Annotated in this window: 19 protein-coding genes; 6 read left to right on the forward strand and 13 right to left on the reverse strand. The window is 57.1% G+C overall.

Annotation, left to right across the window (positions count from 1 at the left end):
• Positions 1 to 6 precede the first annotated feature (6 nt).
• The 4 genes from purH to DBV39_RS18250 form a co-directional block, all read right to left on the reverse strand.
• A complete protein-coding gene (purH, locus tag DBV39_RS18235; RefSeq protein ID WP_108622812.1) occupies positions 7 to 1,599 on the reverse strand; it encodes a bifunctional phosphoribosylaminoimidazolecarboxamide formyltransferase/IMP cyclohydrolase in 1,593 nt (530 codons plus the stop codon).
• Positions 1,600 to 1,641: 42 nt separating this feature from the next.
• Positions 1,642 to 1,884, reverse strand: a complete 243-nt coding sequence (locus DBV39_RS18240) for a helix-turn-helix domain-containing protein (RefSeq protein WP_108622813.1) — start codon at positions 1,882 to 1,884, stop codon at positions 1,642 to 1,644.
• A 36-nt stretch (positions 1,885 to 1,920) separates the two neighbouring features.
• A complete protein-coding gene (gene dusB / locus DBV39_RS18245) occupies positions 1,921 to 2,934 on the reverse strand; it encodes a tRNA dihydrouridine synthase DusB (RefSeq protein ID WP_108622814.1) in 1,014 nt (337 codons plus the stop codon).
• Positions 2,935 to 3,020: 86 nt separating this feature from the next.
• Positions 3,021 to 4,205, reverse strand: a complete 1,185-nt coding sequence (locus tag DBV39_RS18250; protein WP_108622815.1) for an FAD-dependent monooxygenase — start codon at positions 4,203 to 4,205, stop codon at positions 3,021 to 3,023.
• A gap of 39 nt (positions 4,206 to 4,244) precedes the next feature.
• Here DBV39_RS18250 and DBV39_RS18255 point away from each other — a divergent pair, with 39 nt between their 5' ends.
• The gene (locus tag DBV39_RS18255; protein WP_108622816.1) at positions 4,245 to 4,691 is read left to right on the forward strand and encodes a TM2 domain-containing protein; all 447 of its coding nucleotides are present in this window, start codon (positions 4,245 to 4,247) and stop codon (positions 4,689 to 4,691) included.
• A 26-nt stretch (positions 4,692 to 4,717) separates the two neighbouring features.
• Here the strand turns inward: DBV39_RS18255 and DBV39_RS18260 are convergent, their stop codons facing one another.
• Positions 4,718 to 6,121, reverse strand: coding sequence for an aminopeptidase P N-terminal domain-containing protein (locus DBV39_RS18260; protein WP_108622817.1), 1,404 nt, complete (start codon positions 6,119 to 6,121; stop codon positions 4,718 to 4,720).
• 92 nt (positions 6,122 to 6,213) lie between these two features.
• On the opposite strand from DBV39_RS18260, the gene DBV39_RS18265 reads away from it, so the two are divergent.
• The gene (locus DBV39_RS18265) at positions 6,214 to 7,068 is read left to right on the forward strand and encodes a cytochrome c oxidase assembly protein (protein ID WP_108622818.1); all 855 of its coding nucleotides are present in this window, start codon (positions 6,214 to 6,216) and stop codon (positions 7,066 to 7,068) included.
• Positions 7,069 to 7,238: 170 nt separating this feature from the next.
• On the opposite strand, the gene galU is transcribed toward DBV39_RS18265, so the two are convergent.
• A complete protein-coding gene (gene galU, locus DBV39_RS18270) occupies positions 7,239 to 8,075 on the reverse strand; it encodes a UTP--glucose-1-phosphate uridylyltransferase GalU (protein ID WP_108622819.1) in 837 nt (278 codons plus the stop codon).
• Positions 8,076 to 8,170: 95 nt separating this feature from the next.
• Here galU and DBV39_RS18275 point away from each other — a divergent pair, with 95 nt between their 5' ends.
• Positions 8,171 to 9,676, forward strand: a complete 1,506-nt coding sequence (locus tag DBV39_RS18275; RefSeq protein WP_108622820.1) for a M48 family metalloprotease — start codon at positions 8,171 to 8,173, stop codon at positions 9,674 to 9,676.
• A 199-nt stretch (positions 9,677 to 9,875) separates the two neighbouring features.
• Here DBV39_RS18275 and tnpA read toward each other — a convergent pair whose 3' ends face one another.
• From tnpA to DBV39_RS18305, 5 genes are all read right to left on the reverse strand, one after another.
• The gene (tnpA, locus tag DBV39_RS18280) at positions 9,876 to 10,304 is read right to left on the reverse strand and encodes an IS200/IS605 family transposase (RefSeq protein ID WP_108622821.1); all 429 of its coding nucleotides are present in this window, start codon (positions 10,302 to 10,304) and stop codon (positions 9,876 to 9,878) included.
• Between the two features lie 121 nt (positions 10,305 to 10,425).
• Entirely contained in the window at positions 10,426 to 11,637 is a 1,212-nt protein-coding gene (locus tag DBV39_RS18285) for a multidrug effflux MFS transporter (RefSeq protein WP_108622822.1), read from the reverse strand.
• Positions 11,638 to 12,008: 371 nt separating this feature from the next.
• Entirely contained in the window at positions 12,009 to 13,094 is a 1,086-nt protein-coding gene (locus DBV39_RS18295) for a YheT family hydrolase (RefSeq protein WP_108622824.1), read from the reverse strand.
• A gap of 9 nt (positions 13,095 to 13,103) precedes the next feature.
• Entirely contained in the window at positions 13,104 to 13,556 is a 453-nt protein-coding gene (locus DBV39_RS18300; RefSeq protein WP_227870708.1) for a YybH family protein, read from the reverse strand.
• Complete coding sequence (locus DBV39_RS18305) at positions 13,540 to 13,731, reverse strand: zinc-finger domain-containing protein (protein WP_227870944.1); 192 nt, start codon at positions 13,729 to 13,731, stop codon at positions 13,540 to 13,542. The genes DBV39_RS18300 and DBV39_RS18305 overlap by 17 nt, the downstream gene beginning before the upstream one ends.
• Before the next feature lie 386 nt (positions 13,732 to 14,117).
• On the opposite strand from DBV39_RS18305, the gene DBV39_RS18310 reads away from it, so the two are divergent.
• The 3 genes from DBV39_RS18310 to DBV39_RS18320 all read left to right on the forward strand — a co-directional run bounded on the left by DBV39_RS18310 (position 14,118) and on the right by DBV39_RS18320 (position 16,639).
• Positions 14,118 to 14,798, forward strand: a complete 681-nt coding sequence (locus DBV39_RS18310) for an AzlC family ABC transporter permease (RefSeq protein WP_227870945.1) — start codon at positions 14,118 to 14,120, stop codon at positions 14,796 to 14,798.
• Entirely contained in the window at positions 14,798 to 15,136 is a 339-nt protein-coding gene (locus DBV39_RS18315) for an AzlD domain-containing protein (RefSeq protein ID WP_108622827.1), read from the forward strand. The genes DBV39_RS18310 and DBV39_RS18315 overlap by 1 nt, the downstream gene beginning before the upstream one ends.
• 75 nt (positions 15,137 to 15,211) lie before the next feature.
• Entirely contained in the window at positions 15,212 to 16,639 is a 1,428-nt protein-coding gene (locus DBV39_RS18320) for a DEAD/DEAH box helicase (RefSeq protein ID WP_108622828.1), read from the forward strand.
• 287 nt (positions 16,640 to 16,926) lie between these two features.
• Here DBV39_RS18320 and acnA read toward each other — a convergent pair whose 3' ends face one another.
• Both acnA and DBV39_RS18330 read right to left on the reverse strand, forming a co-directional pair.
• The gene (gene acnA / locus DBV39_RS18325; RefSeq protein WP_108622829.1) at positions 16,927 to 19,605 is read right to left on the reverse strand and encodes an aconitate hydratase AcnA; all 2,679 of its coding nucleotides are present in this window, start codon (positions 19,603 to 19,605) and stop codon (positions 16,927 to 16,929) included.
• Between the two features lie 94 nt (positions 19,606 to 19,699).
• Positions 19,700 to 20,560, reverse strand: coding sequence for an isocitrate lyase/PEP mutase family protein (locus DBV39_RS18330; RefSeq protein ID WP_108622830.1), 861 nt, complete (start codon positions 20,558 to 20,560; stop codon positions 19,700 to 19,702).
• Between the last annotated feature and the right edge of the window lie 60 nt (positions 20,561 to 20,620).

Consider the following 20,620-nt stretch of genomic DNA (forward strand, 5'->3'; position numbering starts at 1 on the left):
GCCGCCTTAGTGACGGAAATGTCGCATGCCAGTCAGTACCATGACGACTCCACGCTCGTTGGCAGCGGAAATGACCTCTTCGTCGCGCATGCTGCCGCCTGGTTGAATGACACACTTTGCGCCTGCATCAACCACGACGTCCAGACCGTCACGGAACGGAAAAAATGCGTCTGAGGCCACTGCGCTGCCCTGCAGAGACAAACCTGCATTCTGGGCCTTGATGCTTGCGATGCGGGCGGAATCAACCCGACTCATCTGGCCTGCACCGACCCCTAGCGTCATGCCCTGACCTGCATACACAATTGCGTTGGATTTGACGAACTTGGCCACCTTCCAGGCAAACAGCATATCCTGCATTTGTTCTTGCGTGGGTTTGAGGTCACTCACCACCTTGAGAGCGCTCATGTCCAGCGTTTCGCTGTCTGGTGTCTGGACTAGCCAGCCGCCGCCCACGCGCTTGATGTCAAAGGTGTTCTGCGCGGTGCCTAGTGGTACTTCAAGTACCCGGACGTTCTTCTTGTGTCCCAGGACCGACAATGCCGAGCCTTCGTAGGCAGGGGCGAGAAGAACTTCAAGAAACTGGCCTGATACCGCTTCCGCCGTGGATGCGTCGACAGGCCTGTTAAAGGCAATGATGCCGCCAAAGGCCGAGGTCGGATCAGTCCGGAGTGCTTTCTGATAGGCCTCGTAGATGGTTTCTCCAGTTGCAACTCCGCACGGATTGGCATGCTTGATGATGACGCATGCGGGACCCTCGAAGCTGCGTACACACTCCCAGGCGGCGTCGGCATCGGCAATGTTGTTGTATGAGAGTTCCTTGCCCTGCAATTGCCGGAAATTGGCGAGCAGCCCACTGCCGGAGACCGGGTCGCGATAGAAAGCAGCCGACTGCTGGGGATTCTCGCCGTAGCGCAGTGTCTGTTCGCGCTGGACCTGCATGGTCAGCGTACGAGGCCAGCTCTCGCGTTCGGCACATGTCTGGGCATCGGGTTCCTGCGCCGTGAGGCTGCTCAGATAGCTTGCAATGGCACCATCGTAGGCTGCCGTGTGCGCATACACCTTGGTCGCCAGAGACAGGCGCAATGCGAAGCTGGTTTGTCCGTGATGCTGGTCCATCTCCTGGAGCACCCGGGTGTAATCTGCCGGATCAATGACGACGGTGACGCCGCCAGCTTTATTGCCATGGTTCTTCGCAGCTGCGCGCAGCATCGCTGGTCCGCCGATGTCAATGTTCTCGATCGCGTCGTCGAACGTGCAGTCAGGTCTGGCAATCGTTTCGCGAAACGGATAGAGATTCACAACTAGCAGGTCGATCCGGTCGATGCCGTGTTGCGCCAGCGTGTCCATATGCTCGGTGGTGTCGCGTCTGGCCAGCAGGCCGGCATGAATCCGGGGATGCAGGGTTTTGACGCGGCCATCGAGAATCTCTGGCGAGCCGGTATGGTCAGCTACTTCGGTCACAGGCAAACCGGCTTGGGCAAGCTGTCTGGCTGTTCCCCCTGTTGAGAGAAGTCGGACATTTCGCGCATGCAGAGCCCGGGCGAAGTCGATGACACCGGTTTTATCGGAAACAGAGATCAGTGCGGTCTGGATTTTCATGATGGTCGGCTCGTTCAATCAGGGAATCGTAAGGGGCTGGGCTCAGTCGTCGATCAGTTTGTGTGCAAGAAGCTTCTTGCGCAACGTGTTGCGCGTGATGCCGAGATACACCGCTGCGCGTGACTGGTTGCCTTGTGCTCGTTCCATGGCGGCTTCAAGCAACGGCTTCTCGACACAGGAGATAACCATGTCCCACATGCCGCGAGGCTCAATGTCACCGAGATCTTCGAAGTAAGCTTTTAGATTGAGTCGGACAGACTCATCAAGGGATGGAATGGTTTTCATGTCGTGTTCAAAAGGTCAGTCAGGCAGGTGTTCCGGTCAGGCAGCCAGCTCAAGCGGTGCAAGTGCGTCCGTTTGAGTGGCCTGATGCCTGAGCCAGGATTCGATAGTCTGATATTGTTCCGAGGTGGTTTCCAGTACGTTGATCTGATCAATCAGCGTCTGGCTTGCGGGCATATCTGACAGGTACCAGCCTATGTGCTTGCGCGCTGTTCGCACTCCGGTGTACTCACCGTAAAATCGGTAGTGATCATCCAGGTGCGTCAGCAGCAGTTCGGTCAGTTCCTGCAGGGAGGGTGGTTCAAGTTTTTTTCCTGTTCTCAGGAAATGGTCGACTTCCCTGAAAATCCAGGGGCGACCCATGGCGGCCCGGCCAATCATGACAGCATCAGCGCCAGTCCATGCGAGGACCGCCCGTGCTTTTTCCGGGCTGTCGATGTCGCCGTTGGCAATGACAGGGATACGTGATTGTGCCTTGACAGCCTTGATCGTATCGTACTCGGCCTGTCCTTCGTAGCGATCGGCTCGAGTTCTTCCGTGTAACGTCAGCGCTGCAATGCCGGCCTGTTCAGCCAGTCGGGCGATCCGCAGGGCATTCCGGCTTTCACGATCCCAGCCGGTCCGGGTCTTGAGGGTGACGGGTACGCCAAGAGGGGCGCAAACCGAGACAACCGACTCCAGAATTTGCTGGACCAGCGGTTCATTTCTGAGTAAAGCTGACCCAGAGGCCACCTTGCACACTTTCTTGACGGGGCAACCCATGTTGATGTCGATGATTCGGGCGCCTTTGTCGATATTGAAGCGTGCAGCCTGTGCCATCATGGCGGGATCTGCGCCTGCAATTTGTACAGTAACCGGATCAATTTCGCCCTCATGGTTCAGGCGTCTCGATGACTTGACGCTGTCCCAGAGAGCAGGATTACTGGCAGCCATTTCTGATATGGCGTGTCCTGCGCCTAGCCGTTTGCATAACTGACGGAAAGGACGATCCGTCACGCCTGCCATGGGCGCGACAAATACGGGGTTGGGGAGTTGCCAGGAACCGATCTGCATGGGGTTATTGTATAGGACGGGGCAGGCTCCGGTTGACCTGCGTCCATCTGCACCCGCGTCAGGACCTCACCTGACGCGATTACAGATCAGGCCCGGATTCCCTGCATCAGGTGGCGCGCCAGGACAGATCTTGCTGGTCCGACCAGGTCGAGTCCGAGCAGTGTCAGGCCTGCCGCATGTTCGACAGGCGGCAGGCCTGTGGTGAAGATCCGGGACATCAGATCTGTTAGTCCGCTGGTCGAGCGGCGATCCTGTTCTCGCAGCTTTGCAAAGATCTCGAGCGCACGCGCGCTGGGCTGCTCCGTGCGTGCAATCCAGTCACGCAGGCAATGCGCCAGCGTGGCCGCATCGCGCAAGCCGAGGTTCAAGCCTTGACCAGCCACAGGGTGCAATGTCTGTGCGGCGTTGCCGATTGAAACCATTTCCCCCTGTACCGGCTCCTCGTCAAAGCTTTTGTAAAGTGCGAAGGAAACAAAAGGGGCGACCGGTGTCAGGGTGCCGAGCCTGTCTCCAAACGTACTCTGCATGGTTCTGGCGAACGCCTGGGCATCGAGCGCCAGCAGTGCCTTGCCCTGATCGGGTTTGCAACACCAGACTACGGATTGTGTCTGAGGTCCGTCGGGATGCGGAAGGATCGCAAAGGGTCCATTACGCGTGAATCGCTCGTAGGCCCAGCCGGCCATTGGATGGCTGACCGTGACCTGGCCGATCAGGGCAACCTGATCGTAGGACTCACGTCTGAGGTGTTTGCGCATACCGTCTGCCTTGACGCCAATGCGTGCTTGATAGGTCTGACCGTCTTGTTCAATCTGCACAGCCGGCTTGTCCTGGCCTTGCGGGTTCGCTTGACTGTCCTGGCTCATTTGAGCGGGCCCACCTGTACGCAAGGTGATCCCGCAGCGCTGGGCGGCTTCTAGCAGACCTGCATGCAGGCTGGCGTACCGGACTACATATCCCAGCGCGGGAACCTGCATGTCCTGGTCGCGAATCAGGGTTCTACCCAGGCGGCCAGCCTGGGAAACATGAATCGTGTGAATCGGGGCTGCGTCGTCTGGCCAGGCGCCCAGGTCGTCCAGCAGGACCCGCGTGCCTTCGTTGACCGCGATCACACGCTGGTCCTGACTGGCCTGCACACCATAGCGGGTGCGTTCGCCAGACTGGAACAATAATAGCGATGACGGGTCAGATGACAGCCTGCTCAGAAGAATGGCCAGGGCGCAACCTGTCGGTCCTCCGCCTACAATCGCGATGTCAAATCTGGGTGGGCTCATTGCGGGCCTCTATACGGCTGGTTTATTCGGAAAATGGAAATGCAAGAAACGGTAGAACAGGGACTTACCACACCCGCTCGTAGCAAAGTGGTTGCAGGTCTGCTGTCATTTTATGGCGGCTGGTTCGGTGCGCACTGGTTTTACCTTGGACGTCGTCATGCCTGGGTGTTTCCGGTCCTGGCCTGTGTACTGCTCGGCCTGGCAAGTCAGGCGCAGGTCTGGTGGGATACACCTGTGTTTTTCTTGCTGTTCATTCCGGCGGTTGCGGGCTTCATCGAAGCGATTGTGCTGTGCCTGATGTCCGACGAGAAGTTTGACGCCCGGTACAACCCGGGCTTTGTTCGTGAAACCTCGACGGGATGGGGGCCGGTAATCGTGGCGAGCACCAGCCTTTTGCTTGGAATCATTGGGCTGATGTTCTCGATTGCGCACGTTGTCCTGCACATCTGGACTCGCCTTGGCTGGCTGGATGGTCTGAATTTCTGACAACCAGCCATTTTGAGCCAAGGTTTTCAGGGTCCGGGTGCCTGCGTGAACCCCGGTCCGCCATCACGCATGATCTGTTCAATACTCTGCCGATCAACCGGCACGTCACGGGTCAGCAGTTCGCATCCTGACGGAGTAATCAGTGCATCGTCCTCGATCCGGATGCCGATATCCCATGCCCGAGGGTCGATGTCATCGGCCGGGCGCACGTATAGCCCGGGTTCGATGGTCAATACCATGCCTGGCTCCAGCAGTCGCCAGGGTGGATCTTCCTCTTTGTCAGCGACGTTACCGCCGTCAATGTGCCGGTAGGGTCCGACGTCGTGAACGTCCAGGCCCAGCCAGTGCCCTGTTCGATGCATGTAAAACCGTTGGTAGGAACCTTGTTCGATGTTGCCATCGAGATCGCCACTGAGAAATCCGACGTCAATCAGCCCCTGGGTCAGCACCTTTATCGCCGCATCATGCCCGTCGTTAAACGTCATTCCCGGTCGGGTCTGTTCGATTGCCGCTTGCTGGGCGGCCAGGACTATGTCGTACAGGGTGGCTTGAAACCCCGTGAACTGTCCACTGGCCGGGAACGTGCGCGTAATGTCAGATGCGTAGCCATCGAGCTCGCAACCCGCATCGATCAGGATCAGATCCTGGTCGCCGATGACACTGTGGCCCGCGCGGTGATGCAGAATGCAGGCGTTGGCGCCGGTCGCAACAATTGTTTCGTAGGCGACTGACTGCGCGCCCGCGCGCAGGAATACGGCGAGCAGTTCCGCTTCCAGGGCCCTTTCGGTCAGACCGGGACGGGTGGCCCGCATTGCCTGACAGTGCCCGATCGCCGCAATCCTCGCAGCTTCACGCATGGTGCCGATCTCCTCGGCATCCTTGATCAACCGGTGATGGCTCAGTTCTGTTGTCAGGTCGATCCATCGAAGAGGAACGTCCTGCTTGCCACGCGCCTGCTGACGTGCCGATGCCAGCCACCGGGTGGCCTGAGCTGGCAGGTCCGCAATCGCACAGCGACTCAAGGGCAGGAACAAATTGCCCTTGCCGGTCAAATGTTTCGAGATCCATGTGTCGAGTGATGCGATGTCCTGTGCCTCGTCGAGTCCGAATGCTTCCCGGGCTGCGTTGGGGCCCCAGCACAGACCCTCCCATATCTCGGTCTGAGGGTCTTTTTCCCGGCAGAACAAAACACTGTGGGTGACCGTGTCTGTCGCGACCAGCACTAGCCAGGCCTCAGGCTCGGTGAAGCCTGTCAGGTAGTAGAACTGGCTGTCAAACCGGAATGGGTAGGGCGTGTGTCCCGATCGAAGGGGAGAGTGGCCAGTCGGAATAACGGCGATGCCACCGCCCTGGCTACGCATCCAGTCGGCAAGGCGCTTCCTACGGTGTTGATAGGTGGAAATGGTGTGGGCAGGTTTGACCAGGCTCATGAACTCGGGAACTCCATTGGTGAAGTGATGCTCAGACCATACTACAATCCCTGACTGACCTATGGTTTTCCCTGACTGGACGTGTTTCTGATATGGACTGGTTTTCCTGGCTGACTCCTTGGGAGTTTTCACCTGCGCTGCTTGCGTGTTTTGCAGTGGGGATTTATCTGTTCGTGCGCGGCCAGAGGGTACACAAGGTGAGCATGGCCAGAAAGATCCTGTTCTGGTCGGGCATCGTGCTGATTTACCTGCCCATGCATACGCTGGTTGATTATTACGCCGAGCGCATGTTTTTCATTCACCGGATCCAGCACCTGTTTCTGCACCATGTCGGGCCACTGGTTCTGATGCTGGCATATCCCGGGTCTGTTATGCGGGCCGGTCTGCCGCTTGCCTGGCGTGCCAGGCTGCGCAGGTTCAACCATACGCGAACCGGCAAGGCGATAATCGCCTGTCTGACCAACCCCATCTTTGTGCCTGCGCTGTTCGTGTTTCTGGTGATCGTCTGGCTGATTCCGTCGGTTCAGTTCTATTCGATGCTCGACTGGCGTCTGTATCGGCTGATGAACTGGTCAGTCGTGATCAGTGGGTTCATGTACTGGAATCTGATTCTCGATCGTCGTCCGGCGCCGCCAGCGGCGATGACCCCGGGTGGGCGGGTCATTTCCCCGGTCCTCACGATGGCGCCACAGATGCTCGCAGGCGCTATCATCGCCTTCACTGAAAGAGACCTTTACCCCCTCTTTAATCTTTGCGGACGCGCGCTGGACATGTCTGCCACGACTGACCAGAGTATTGGTGGACTGACTATGTGGATTCCGGCGGCCATGGCCGAGGTGGCCGGATTGATGATTGCGTTGCGTAATCTCATGCGACTCTCTGCCCTAGGTCGCTGGGGGCGCGGACCAGTTCCTGAGAAGGTGGTCGCGCCTTCGTCAACGGGTTGAGCAGAGTGCGTTTGCTTGATCTGCGCTTGCTTTGATCAGGCCCATGTCGTGTCGCAGTCGGAAAGGCGAGTTGTTTGCCGGTGCGCTTTTCGCTGCACGGATGCGGACACGCCGCCTTGGGCAGGCGGCGTGTGCAAGTCAAAGGACGATCCTGAGATCTGGAGCAGGAATCAGGGAATCAGACCGTGGTACTTGCGTCCATAGGCCACCGTCGCAGCAAACATGCCAGCCTTGCTTCCACAGTCATAGCGATTGCCCTCATAGCGATACGCGCAGACCGAGCGCTCGTTAATCATGGCCGCAATCCCGTCGGTGAGCTGGATCTCGCCGCCTGCTCCGGGTTGGGTCTTGCGTAGATGCTCAAAAATGGTCGGATCCAGCACATAGCGCCCAACTACAGCCAGTGTGGACGGTGCGACCGATGGGTCAGGCTTCTCGACAATACCGTGGACTTTTGATGTGCGCTCGTCAATGGGGTCGGTCGAGACGATGCCATAGCGGTTGGTGTGCTCTCTCGGGACGTTTTCCACGCCCAGCACGCTGGCCTGGTGGGTCAGCGCGCAGTCGACCAGTTGAGACAGGACCGGACGGTCGGCATCGATCAGATCGTCAGCCAGCAGTACGGCAAACGGTTCGTCTCCCACGATGGGTGCTGCTGTCAGCACAGCATGACCGAGGCCCAGTGGTGCAGACTGGCGGATATAGATACAGTTTGTTTTCGGGCTGATGATGTTGCGCACAATTTCCAGCAGATCAGTCTTGTGCTTGCGTTCAAGTTCTGCCTCGAGTTCCGGTGCTGAGTCGAAGTGATCTTCAATCGAACGCTTGCTACGTCCAGTGACAAAGACGAGATCTGTCACGCCCGCATTGACGGCCTCTTCGACTGCGTACTGAATCAATGGCTTGTCAACAACAGGTAGCATTTCCTTGGGCATCGCCTTGGTGGCAGGAAGGAATCGGGTGCCGAGACCTGCAACAGGAAACACGGCTTTTCTGATAGGACGCATCTGGACCCTCTTTTAGGGAATTTGGCTGGAACTAATGGGAGGTTTACACTTCAAACTGAAGAGATTGCTAAATTTTCTGGGTATATGATAACGCGATGATCCGCCACAGACCCGCAGCACTTTCTCGAGCCGTGATCCTGAGCCTGAGCCTGGCGCTTCCGCAATGGGTGATGGCTCCCGCGTTTGCACAGCCAATGGGACTGCCCTCGATGGGCTCAGCATCGGGTTTCGATCTTTCGCCAGCGGTAGAAAGGCAGATTGGCGAGCTCATCATGACTCAGGGCCGCCGTGACCCTTCGTATGTGCATGACGCGGAGATCAACCAGTATCTGAACCGGATGGCCAGCAAGCTTGTCCGGTATGCGCCCGGAGGGGCAACCAACATTGAACTCTTTGCAGTCAGAGATCCCGGATTTAATGCTTTTGCGATGCCCGGCGGCTTCATCGGAATCAACACCGGGGTGATTGCGGTCACCGACAATGAGTCTGAACTGGCGGGTGTGGTAGCTCATGAAATTTCTCACGTCACCCAGCGGCACATTGCGCGCGGCGTTACTCAACAGAAACAGAACAACGCTGTCATGCTGGCGTCAATTGCAGGTGCACTTCTGGCTGGTTTGACTGGCGGTGTCGGTCTGGGAGCGGGTATCGCGGCATTTGGCCAGGCTGCAGCGATTGACAGGCAACTAGGATTCTCGCGTGAGGCGGAGAAGGAGGCGGACCGGGTCGGACTGCAGATGCTTGGCAAAGCTGGATACAACCCGAACGGCATGCAGGACATGTTTGCCAAACTCATGCAGGCATCCAACCTTAATCAGGGAACAACTGGTGGCGGCACCTATTTGAGCACGCACCCGCTCAGTATTGACCGGATGGGTGACATGCAGAACCGGACGCGCTCCATGGGAATGCGGGCACACCGGGATTCGGACGACTACTGGTATGTTCGCGCCCGTGCGCTGACGTCACAGAGTCATGACCGGGCGACGATGCTTCGGGTTCGAGACCGCCTTCTGGATGAGTCTGCCCGGGCCAGTGGTGTCAGGCGCTCGGCGGCGTTTCTGGCCCTGGCCGAGATGGCCAGCAGGCAGGGCCGGTTTGACGAGGCACTTGATTTCCTGGCCAAGGCGCGCCAGGGTGTGCCGGACTCCCCCTATCTGGCCCGACAACAGGCCTGGATAGAGTTGTTGCGAGGACAGCCAAAGACTGTTGTGAATCTCACGCAGAGTGCCTTGCGCAAGTGGCCGGACCATGTGGCCTTGTCGGAGGTTCAGGCACACGCTTTGCAACAAACAGGTGATTACAGACAGGCAGCGGATGTGCTGGAGCGGGTCCTGAAAAAGTGGCCAAGAGACTATCCGAATCTGTATCAGATGCGGGCCAATGCACTGAACCGGGCTGGAGATTCAATACAGAGCCGGATGGCAATGGCGGAGTATTACGTGATGACAGGTGCTTTTGTCGCGGCGATCGCTCAGCTCGAACAGGCTCGCAGCATGACAAATGATTTCAGGGTCCAGTCCACGCTTGATGTCAAAGTACGGGAAATCAAGGTGTTAATGGATCGGGAGAGGTCGTTGCTTGAACAGTTTGGAGCCTGACTCCATGTTGCGGCAGGTGATGCGTTTCGGCTTCCACGCCGGGAATAGCTGTATTTGATTTTTGTCCTCGTTTCCTGAAGAGTCAGTCAGTAACAATCCCCCGGCAAAGCCGGGGGCCTTCATTTGTGAGCCGCTCAAAGCGGCTATCCGGAGACGCGAACGCGGCTCCGTGTCTTGTGCCACCATTCGGAGGCTAGGCTCAGAGCAGACTCAATTGCTCCAATCGAGAGTCCTCTTTCTCCTGGTCCTGGATGTAACGTCTAATGACTTCTTCGTCACGCCCAACCGTTGAAACAAAATACCCCCTGGCCCAAAAGTGCTGCCCGACAAAGTTTCGCCTCCTCTCTCCATACACCCGGGCAATGTGAATCGCACTTTTGCCTTTTATGTACCCAACTACCTGAGAGACAGCGTACTTCGGCGGGATCGCGATCAACATATGCACATGGTCCGGCATCAGGTGTTCCTCCAAAATCTCGCTCTCCCTGCGAAGAGCTAACTGCCTGAACACCTCGCCCAGGTGCCTTCTCAAACTGACATACAACGTCTTTCTTCGACACTTGGGAATAAACACCACATGGTATTTGCACTCCCAACGGCTATGGCTTAGGCTTTCATACTCGTCCATCGTGAAACTCCTTTTCTCGAGTGTGCTTGGCGGCTCACTCGGATAGTTTCATCGATGGACTCCCGTAAATGTCAAACTTCTACTGCCACCCCGGCATAGCCGGGGGATTTCCCACGTTTGTTTAAAAATTCTGCAATTTCCCGCTCGCCTGCGCTCGCCTGGTGAGCCAGCGGCTCAGAGTCCATAGTGTGATGCAAAGTGTGGACGTCGTCAGCATCCCGAGAGAAAGACGCAAGGCGCTCTGGAACAGCAAAGGGGCAACCAGCCCGGAAATCAGGGCAAAGATCAGCATCTGAAAGCTGCTTTGCAGTGAGGATGCCGTGCCTCGCATGCGTGGAAAATAGTTAAGCGTCATGATGGTCATGCCGGGCAGGGCCAGTGACATGCCAAAAGCATAGACAAAGATGGGTAACACGGCCCATGGGATGACCGGAACAAAAAAGAGGTTGTAGGCAACGTTGATGAGCGATCCGGCATATAGCACACCGAGTCCGACGGTTGTCATGATCTCCAGACGGAATCGCCCGGCAAACCGGGAGTTGATCATTGATCCGCAGAACATGCCTCCAATGAAAGGTATGAATAGCCACCCAAAGGCTGTCTGGGGCAGCTTGAGGATCTCCATGATGAAGTGTGCAGCTGAGGATATGTAAAGGGCAAAGCCCGCAAACGCAAATGCCACACCGATGACTGCAAGCAGGAAGTAGGGGTTGCGTACTGCTGTGAAGTAGTTGGTCAGGATGCTGCCAAGCCTGAATGGATGGCGGTTTTCTTCCGAGAGGGTTTCGGGCAAAGAGCGCCAGCAGAATGCGCCGAGTAGCAATGCAATCACGGTGAGCGACCAGAATACAGAGCGCCACCCGACCTGTTCGCTCAGATAGCCACCAATGATGGGTGCAATGGCGGGCGCAAGACTGAACACCATAGTGATGTTGGCAAAAAGCCGTTGTGCATCGGCGCCATGGAATTTGTCGCGTACCAGCGCCTGTCCAACGACACGGCCAGCGCCTGCCGAGCAACCCTGGATAACCCGAAAGAACAGAAGCCACCCCAGGCTAGGTGCCAGTGCCACGCCGACTGAGCCGACGGTGAACATCACCAGCGAGGCAATGATGACAGGGCGTCGACCAAAACTGTCCGATAGCGTTCCCCAGAACAGGCTCATGCAGGCAAATGCCAGGAGGTAGGCACTCAGGGTCTGCTGAACCAGCGGTTGATCGACATTGAACTCGTCGCCGATTGCGTAGAAGGATGGCAGGTAGGCATCCGTTGCAAACGGTCCAAGCATCGCCAGCATGGCGAGCAACACAGTCAAGGTCCGAAGATTGGTCATTGAATTAAAGTCTGCAGATTGTCTGGGCGAAAGAAGATTGCCGTCTATAGGGATTGAAACGCGGCCCGAAAATGGCTGTCATAAGTCCGAACACCAGTCCTGTTACCCGGGTAGCGGGCCTTGCGGACTGTCAGTCGATCCGGGATCAGGCGCGCTTGAGCGTTGCGTCTGATCAGAGTGAACAGTTTAAGCCGAACTTGGCGATTTGCTCAGATGACTTCTTCGGCTGCCGTTCTTCAGCAGTCTTCCAGCATCTTGAAGGTGTGACGCCAGCCGGTGCCAGCAAACCCTTTCGCCAGACAAATGCGTCGGTTATGTCACCTGCATGACTGTCAGGCATGTCTGGCTTCTTGTGGCGCGGTTTGGCGGCTTCAGTGCCCCGTCTGAAAAAAACGTGCCAGCCTTGCAGGAAGCCAGTTTGCATTGCCTGGGAATGCTCCGGTTGTAAATCCGGCATGACCACCTTCGGCTGGCTGGTGCAGGGTGACTTTGGCGCTGGCCTGATCCGGGCCGGGCAATGCCGCTTGTGGCATGAACGGATCGTTTCTCGCGTTCAGCACCAGCGTGGGCGTTTCAATCAAACGCAGCCATGGCTTGCTTGCGGACTTTTCCCAGTATTCCTGCGCGTCTGAAAATCCGTGCATGGGTGCGGTGTATGCATCATCAAAATCACGCAAGGTTCTGGATCTGGACACCCGCGCTACATCGATTGCTCCCGGGAAACGAGTGGCTTTCTCGATGGTCTTGGGTTTCATGGTCCGCAGAAAGTGGCGGGTGTAAAGATTACGGCCGAGCCAGTCACGGCTAAGGTGTTCGCCCGCTGCCACCAGGTCAACGGGGGCGCAGATCGCGGCTGCCCCGCACAACTCCCTTGTCTGATGGGCGTGCTCACCAAGAAACTTCAACAGGGCATTGCCACCGAGCGACACGCCAGCGACGTGCCAGCGGGCACCTGGGGCTTTCTCCTTGACAGTACGCAATATGAAACCGATTTCGTCCGAGTCGCCGGAATAGTAGGCGCGAGCCAGCCTGTTCGGGGTGCCCGAGCATCCTCTGAAATGGGCCAGAACCACCAGCCATCCACGTGCCCGAAAATACTGAAGAACGGATTGGGCGTATCGACTGTCGCTATCGCCCTCCAGGCCATGCAGCAGAACCAGTGCAGGTGTGTCGCTAAGTCCTTGCAGGATGCCCCGGTCACCCTCGGTGATCCAGCGCAACGCGGCACCTCTTCGGGGCAGGTCGCTACGGTCGACGGTCTCGCCAGGTGGTTGTGCAACCAGTCCTGGGGCGCTCCAGTCAAAATCCAGGAAGTCCCCATCAGGTGTGTCGACCCTGTCGCGGATAAACCGTAACCGGTTGGTCGGAACAAACAGGGCGCCGTAAAGCGTCTGGATGTGTCCACCAGGGAGCCAGACTGGAGAGGGGCAGGCAGAGGTGTCGAGAAGGGCAGTCATGGCCGTCCGTCAGTGCAGCAGTCCAGGGGATTCCTGGATGTCATGCTGACCCACTTGTGGATCGGCAGGTGACGCGTGATGGACAACCAGTCGCCAGCCTGAAGGGCCTTTGTGAAAGATGTTGGTGACATCGCAGTAAGCCTGTTGCAATCCTTTTTGGGTTTGAACCGTGACACACTCGATACTGCAGTGGGTGGCACTCATGACAGTTTGCAGGGTGACTTTACGTACCAGATGGATGACGAGCGCGCCTTGTTGCAAAATCTCGTCCCACGACTGCCTGATCTGATGGTGGCCAACCAGTCTGACATCGCCTGGATGAATACAGACGATGTCTTCGTCATCACCCCAGACACGCATCAACGCATCGATGTCCGCCTTGCCGAGCGCATCATAGAAGGCCTGCTCTGCCTCCTGGGCGGTCGGGAACACGGCGTCGACTGGTCTAGTGCCCGTGCCCATGAATCTTGGTTCCTGGTGCAAGCTGATAGACCGTACCACAGTAGGGGCATTTGACTGACCCGGTGTCGGCGATATCCAGGTAAACGCGCGGATGCATGCTCCACAAGGGCGCCTTGTCCGAAGGGCAGTGCAATGGGAGGTCCTCGCTTGTGATCGTGACAGACTGGGCGCTCAGGTCGGTCTGCCCTGCCTCGTCGTTCTGATCCTTGCCGTTGTTCTCGGGTGCAGAAGCTGTCTGTGTCATATCGGTTTCCGTCTACGCTGGTGGGTTCGGTTCCAAGCTCTCTATTGTACCAAGCGACCGACTACAATCCACAGCTTGCGGGTTGATGTTGACTCAGGTAGGCTTGGTGTCGGTGTGCCATCAGGCGTTGCGGACGTTGATTGCCGCATGTGTCGAATTCGCTTGCAGCAGTCCTGTGCGGACTACTTCACCAGCAACAGGCTGGAAACCCGATTGGCGAATCGCGTGCAGACTGTCTGAATTCGTCTTGATTGATTTCTGGAATGACTTTGCAAGCAGAACCGAAAGCGAATGTGAACTCAGCCCGCAGGGCTGCGATGCTGGAGGGCCTGACCGCGGTCCGGCCAGCGCTTATTGCGACTTTTACCTGGGGTCTTGTCAGCGGCGTGGCCATGGTCAAGTCCGGCCTGACAGAGAGCGCAGCAGCGATGATGACGCTGCTCGTCTATGCGGGCTCTGCCCAGCTCACATCACTACCGCTGATCGCCACCGGCGCGCCACTCTGGCTGATTTTTGCGGCAGGCTGTATCGTCAACCTGCGATTTGTGATTTTCAGCGCGGCGCTTGCACCATACTTTCAAGGGCTGAAATGGTATAAGCGACTTGCCTATGGTTTTTTTACAACTGACATGTCGTTTGTGCTCTTCATGCCGCGATTTGGTGACGCCAAAACACGTGGAACACCCGAGCAGCGCTGGTTTTTTCTGGGGACGATTGCACCCGGCTGGATTGTCTGGCAGGCCTCTTCCATGCTGGGAATTGTTCTGGGTTCAATCGTGCCGACTTCCTGGTCACTGGAGTTTGCTGCCGTACTGGCGTTGATGGCGATTACCATCCCGCTTGCCAACAGTCGTCCCATGCTGGTCTCAATGATGTTTACCGGGGTGGCTGCCTGGTTGTCTCAGGGACTGCCTTTGCGTCTTGGTCTGCTAGTGTCTGTCATCGTCGGCATTGTGAGTGGCATATGGGCTGAGAGGCGATACAGGAAGCGGCGCTGATGAATGATCATGACTTTTATGTTTACAGTGCAATCGGCCTGCTGGCGGTGTGTACTTTGCTGACCCGAACCACGTTTATGTTGTTTGGTCACAGAATGCCGCTTAGTGAAGAGGTCAGACGTGCGCTTCGTTACGCGCCTGCGGCGGCATTGACGGCGATCATTGTTCCGGAACTCCTTCCATGGCGGGCGCAAAGTGGGGGCGCCGTTGTCGACGAGCGCCTGCTGGCGGCTCTGGTGGCTATCTGGCTGTTCCATAAAACTCGCAATAGCCTCGTCATGATTGCGGGCGGGATGGTGTTTTTCTGGATTCTGCGGGCTGCATTGCAATATATCTGATCATCACTGAGTGATGTCCGATAAAAATATCGTGGTCATGCGTTAAACTGTTGAGTGGTTATTTCAAAGATATTGATGAATTCCACACACAACACTGAAGACACAACAGGCGTTTCCTCGGCGCAGGATCTGACTTTTGCGCAATTGGGACTGCATCCCTCGATATTGAGTGCAGTAATCGAGACAGGGTACACGAACCCGACACCGATTCAGGCACAGGCCTTGCCGGTCGTGATGGCTGGGCAGGATGTCATGGGGGCGGCCCAGACTGGAACAGGTAAGACTGCTGCATTCACACTCCCTATCCTGCACCGCCTGATGCCGCTGGCCAGTGCCAGTGCCTCACCAGCGCGCCATCCGGTTCGCGCTGTCATTCTCACGCCTACTCGTGAACTGGCCGATCAGGTCTACGAGAGTGTTTGTCGATATGGCAAGAACACGCCTTTGCGAAGTACAGTCGTTTTTGGGGGTGTGGACATCGGGGCCCAGAAAGAGGCGCTTCGCAACGGGTGCGAGATTCTTGTGGCGACGCCAGGCCGGCTTCTGGATCACCTGACCCAGAAAACGGTCAACCTGTCTCAGGTTGCCATACTGGTTCTTGACGAAGCTGACAGAATGCTTGACATGGGGTTCTTGCCGGACCTCGACAAGATCATCCGCGCGCTCCCTGAGAAGCGACAAACCTTGCTGTTTTCAGCGACGTTCAGTAACGAGATCCGCAAGTTGGGTCGTACCTATCTGAACAGCCCGGTCGAGCTTGAAGTTGCCAAGCGCAACGCAACCGCAGACACAGTCAGTCAGATCGCTTACCCGGTCGCCAGCGAGAATAAACGGGCTGCGGTTGCCCACGTCGTGAAGTCCCGCGGGCTTAATCAGGTCATCGTTTTTTCCAACACCAAGATTGGTACGGGCCGTCTGGCCCGTGAACTGGTTAGAGACGGCGTCAAGGCCGAGTCTATCCACGGTGACAAATCCCAGGCAGACCGAATGAAGGCACTGGACGCTTTCAAAGCGGGAGAGCTTGAAGTTCTGGTGGCTACGGATGTGGCTGCCCGAGGTCTGGACGTGGCGGGCGTGCCATGCGTGATCAATTACGATCTGCCCTTCAATGCAGAAGATTATGTGCACCGTATCGGGCGCACCGGTCGTGCTGGTGCGTCGGGCGACGCAATTTCTTTTTACACACCTCAGGAAGAGAAGCTTCTCGTCGAAATCGAGAAGCTCACCAGAAAGCCGATCGAGCGAGGTCAGCTTGACTTGCCGCGTCCCGCTCCCAGGGCAAGAAAACCTGATTATTCGGGCGCCTCCCGTTCAAGTGGATCGACTGGCCGTTACACAAAGCCAGTCGATGATTTCTTCTTAAAGCCTTACGAGCCACCGCCAGCGCCGGTAAAACCGAAACCGGCCTCTGCCAAAGATGACGCAGATGCATCGATCAGGCGAGTTGCATCGGTCGGTGTGCTACTTGCTGGTCTGGGCAAGCCCAAAGATCCTGAACAGTAGTCGCTGTCGTCGTATGGCGAAGATGCAAGGGTTCGGTTGCTTGTAACGCTTGACCCTGCGCGCGACACCTCGCCAGCGAATGCAGACGGTGAAGCCCGTGGAGATCCCGCTGATGCGCCAGTCAGCCCGGAATGCTTTGTTACAGAAATCAGGCCAAGGGGGCCCCGGCGAGCACCCTTGCTAATTCGACCTCTAGCGGTCTCTTCTCTACCCTCAATTGCCATTGTTACTTAACTGGGCTGACGACGACTCTCACGCCCATCCCGTCAGGGATGGTGTCAGAACACTTATGTTGTCTTCAGCATCTGTCGTGCGATGTAGTGCAGAATCCCACCATTTTCGTAGTAGGCTGCTTCCAGTGGAGTGTCGAGTCGGCATAAAAGCTCGACCGTTGTGCTCGAGCCGTCTGCACGGGTGATCGTGCAGTGTTTGATGCTGCGAGGTTCGATCTGGTCTATATCCGCGATATCGAAGACTTCTGTTCCATCAATGCCAAGGGTATCGCGGGTGATGCCCGGGGGCAGTTGCAACGGCAGCACCCCCATTCCGATGAGGTTCGAACGGTGAATCCGCTCGAACCCCTCGGCAACAATAGCGCGAATGCCCAGTAGCTGGGTTCCCTTGGCCGCCCAGTCACGTGAGGAGCCTGCTCCGTAGTCCTTGCCAGCGACCACAATCAACGGCACGTTTTCGTGCTTGTAGCATTCGGCTGCTGTGTGAACTGGCATGATTACGCCATCAGGCATATGCCGTGTCCATCCTCCCTCGCGCCCGTTTGCCATCAGATTTCGGATACGGATGTTGGCAAATGCCCCGCGCAACATGACATCGTGATTGACACGCCTGGCCGCGAAAGAGTTGAAGTCTGCCGGCTCAATGTTGAGGTTGCTCAGATACTGACCCGCCGAGGAACTGGGCGTGATGGTTCCGACCGGAGAGATGTGATCGGTTGTGATGGAGTCTCCAAGTACGAGCAATGCGCGGGCACCCAGCAATGCCTTTTTCTGCGGCATCGCCGGGGACAGATCATCAAAAAATGGAGGTTGCCGCATGTAAAGACTATCTGGGTCCCATTCGAAGGTGTCTGTGCGGGCCACCGGCAATCGTTGCCAGTGTGAGTCGCCTTCGAATACATCGGCGTAACGGGCACGGAATCGCTCAGGGTCAAGTGCAGAATTGACCAGCGTCGCAACTTCCGTGGCGTCTGGCCAGATGTCGGCAAGAAACACTGGCTGGCCGTCTGCCGACAGACCAAGGGGATCCCTCTCAAAGTCAATGCCTGCGTTGCCTGCGATAGCGTACGCCACGACCAGCGGGGGAGAGCAAATATAGTTGGCTTTGGCCAGCGGATGGATTCGTCCTTCGAAATTCCTGTTGCCAGACAGGACGGCGGCAGCGACCAGGCCAGATGTCTCGATCGTCTCGGCGATGGCCGGATCAAGTGGTCCGGAATTGCCCATACAGGTCAGACACCCGAAGCCCACCAGATTGAACCCCAACTGGTCAAGGCTGTCCTGCAGGCCTGCACGTGACAGGTAGTCCATCACCACGCGCGAGCCAGGTGCAAGCGACGTTTTGACCCAGGGCTTGCTGACCAGCCCGGCCCGTACGGCGTTTCTCGCCAGCAGTCCGGCTGCCATCATGTTGGATGGGTTGGATGTATTCGTGCAACTGGTGATGGCTGCAATGACCACCGCGCCATGGGTGAGTTTCCATGGTTTCTCTTTAACGGATACGCCGTCTGTGGGCAGCCTGGGCGCTCCCTGCTCAACGTCGGTCGTGAATCGCTGAGCGGACTCACTGAGCGGGATGCGATCCTGCGGTCTGCGCGGGCCCGCAATGCTTGGAACGATCTGGGATAGATCGATCTCCAGTACTTCGTCATAATCTGGCTGGGCCTCAGCCGGGTCGTGCCAGAGATTCTGCAGACGCGCATAGTGCTCGATCAGTTGATTGGATTGGCCTCTGGCAGTTTGCTCCAGGTACTGCAACGTCTGTGCGTCAACCGGAAAAAAGCCCATGGTCGCGCCGTACTCGGGAGCCATGTTGGAAACAGTGGCCCGGTCCGAGAACGCGAGACTGGCCAGGCCGGGCCCAAAATACTCCACAAATGCAGCGACGACTTTGTACTCTCGCAGTCGTTGTGTGAGCGTCAACACAAGATCGGTCGCGGTCACGCCGGACTGCAGCTGTCCGGTCAACCTGCACCCGACTACACGCGGCAAGGCCATGGTAATTGGCTGACCGAGCATTGCAGCACCGCCTTCGATACCACCAACCCCCCAGCCTAGTACGCCCAGTGAGTTGACCATTGGGGTGTGGCTGTCGGTGCCCAGGAGCGTTTCCGGATAGACAAGTGTTTTGCCACCCGAAGGTTCAGACCAGATGGCACGAGCGAGATATTCGACATTGACCTGGTGACAGATCCCTGTGCCGGGTGGAACAACCCGAAAGTTCCGGAATGATTGCTGCGCCCAACGCAGGAACTTGTAACGCTCCTGATTTCGCTCGAATTCGATGGCCAGGTTCTCATCGAACGCTCGCGGAGTGCCGAAGGCGTCCACCATGACCGAGTGATCCACGACCATGTCAGCTGGAATCTGCGGGTTAATGCGGTCTGGATCGCCACCGTTGCGTGTGACGGCGGCTCGAAGCGCCGCGAGATCTGCCATCAGTGGAATGCCCGCCGAGTCGTTCAGCAGAATCCGAGTCGGATGAAAGAACACTTCCTTGTCAAACTGGCGGGAAGCAACCGCCTCGCAGAAAGTGGTCAGGTGCTCATGTGTGACCGCCAGTCCGTCTTCGTGACGCAACATGTTCTCGTAAAGCACCTTCAATGAACGGGGAAGTCTCATTACATGTCCGGCACCGTTGTCCTGAGCGGCCTGAAGGCTGTAGTAGCGATATGGCCTACCTTGGTGCTCAAATTCACGCAGCGCTTTCAAACTGTCCTTAGACTGGCCCATTACTGACTCCTGTGACTGTATTCTGTGGTGGCTATGTGGTGGCTATATGGTGATCGCTTTATGGAGAGGACTTCCCCTTTGATGAAGAGTCACATCAACTCGCGTAGCGTGCTTCTCGTTCAAGAAACTCGACTGTGCCAACGAGGACTTCGCGCTCCTTGAAACTAACCATGCTTTCATAGGCGACATGATTCTCGTCTCCTGAGCGGATCGCGGCAAGGGCATTTTGCATAGCTTTGATGGCCGCTCGCTGAAGGTCGCTTGGCACGATGATGATCCGGTAGCCAAGTTCGGCCAGGCGGTCGGCCGCCATGAACGGTGTTTTGCCGCCTTTGAACATATTGATCAGTTTTGTGTAGGGAAGATCTCGTGCAATCGCCTCGATCTGTTCGATGGAGGTTGGGGCTTCCACAAATATCACGTCTGCACCCGCTTCCATGTACTTGTGTGAACGCTCTATTGTTCGCTCGTAACCTTCAACTGCCAGACCATCCGTGCGTGCAATGACCAGGAAGTCGTCGTCGCTCAGCGCGTCACGCACAGCCCGCAGTTTTTGCACCATTTCCAGCGTCGGAACGATGGACTTGTCTTCATAGTGTCCACAGCGCTTCGGAAACTGCTGGTCTTCGAGGTGCAGTCCTGCAACGCCTGTACGTTCAAAGGCCCGGGCAGTACGCTGGGCATTCAGTGCATTGCCGTACCCGGTGTCTGCGTCGGCGATCAGGGGAATCTCGATGGCGTCTACCATGGTTTCCAGACGTTGCGTGATCTCGGCCAGGCTCAGTAATCCGAGGTCCGGAATTCCGGTACTCCGTGCGATAGCGCCTCCGCTGGCATAGGCCGCTTCGAATCCGGCCTGCTCGATCAGTTTTGCTCCGAGACCATCATAAGCGCCTGGCGCAACGACGCCTTGCGGCCGCTCAATCAATTTGCGTAGCATTGTTGTTGATTTCATTGCCTATCCTGTTTTGGTGTGTACTTAGATTGCAGACCAGTCCGGTTCTGTCTGGAGGCG

Source organism: Orrella marina (assembly GCF_003058465.1).
GTDB classification, from domain to species: domain Bacteria; phylum Pseudomonadota; class Gammaproteobacteria; order Burkholderiales; family Burkholderiaceae_B; genus Algicoccus; species Algicoccus marinus.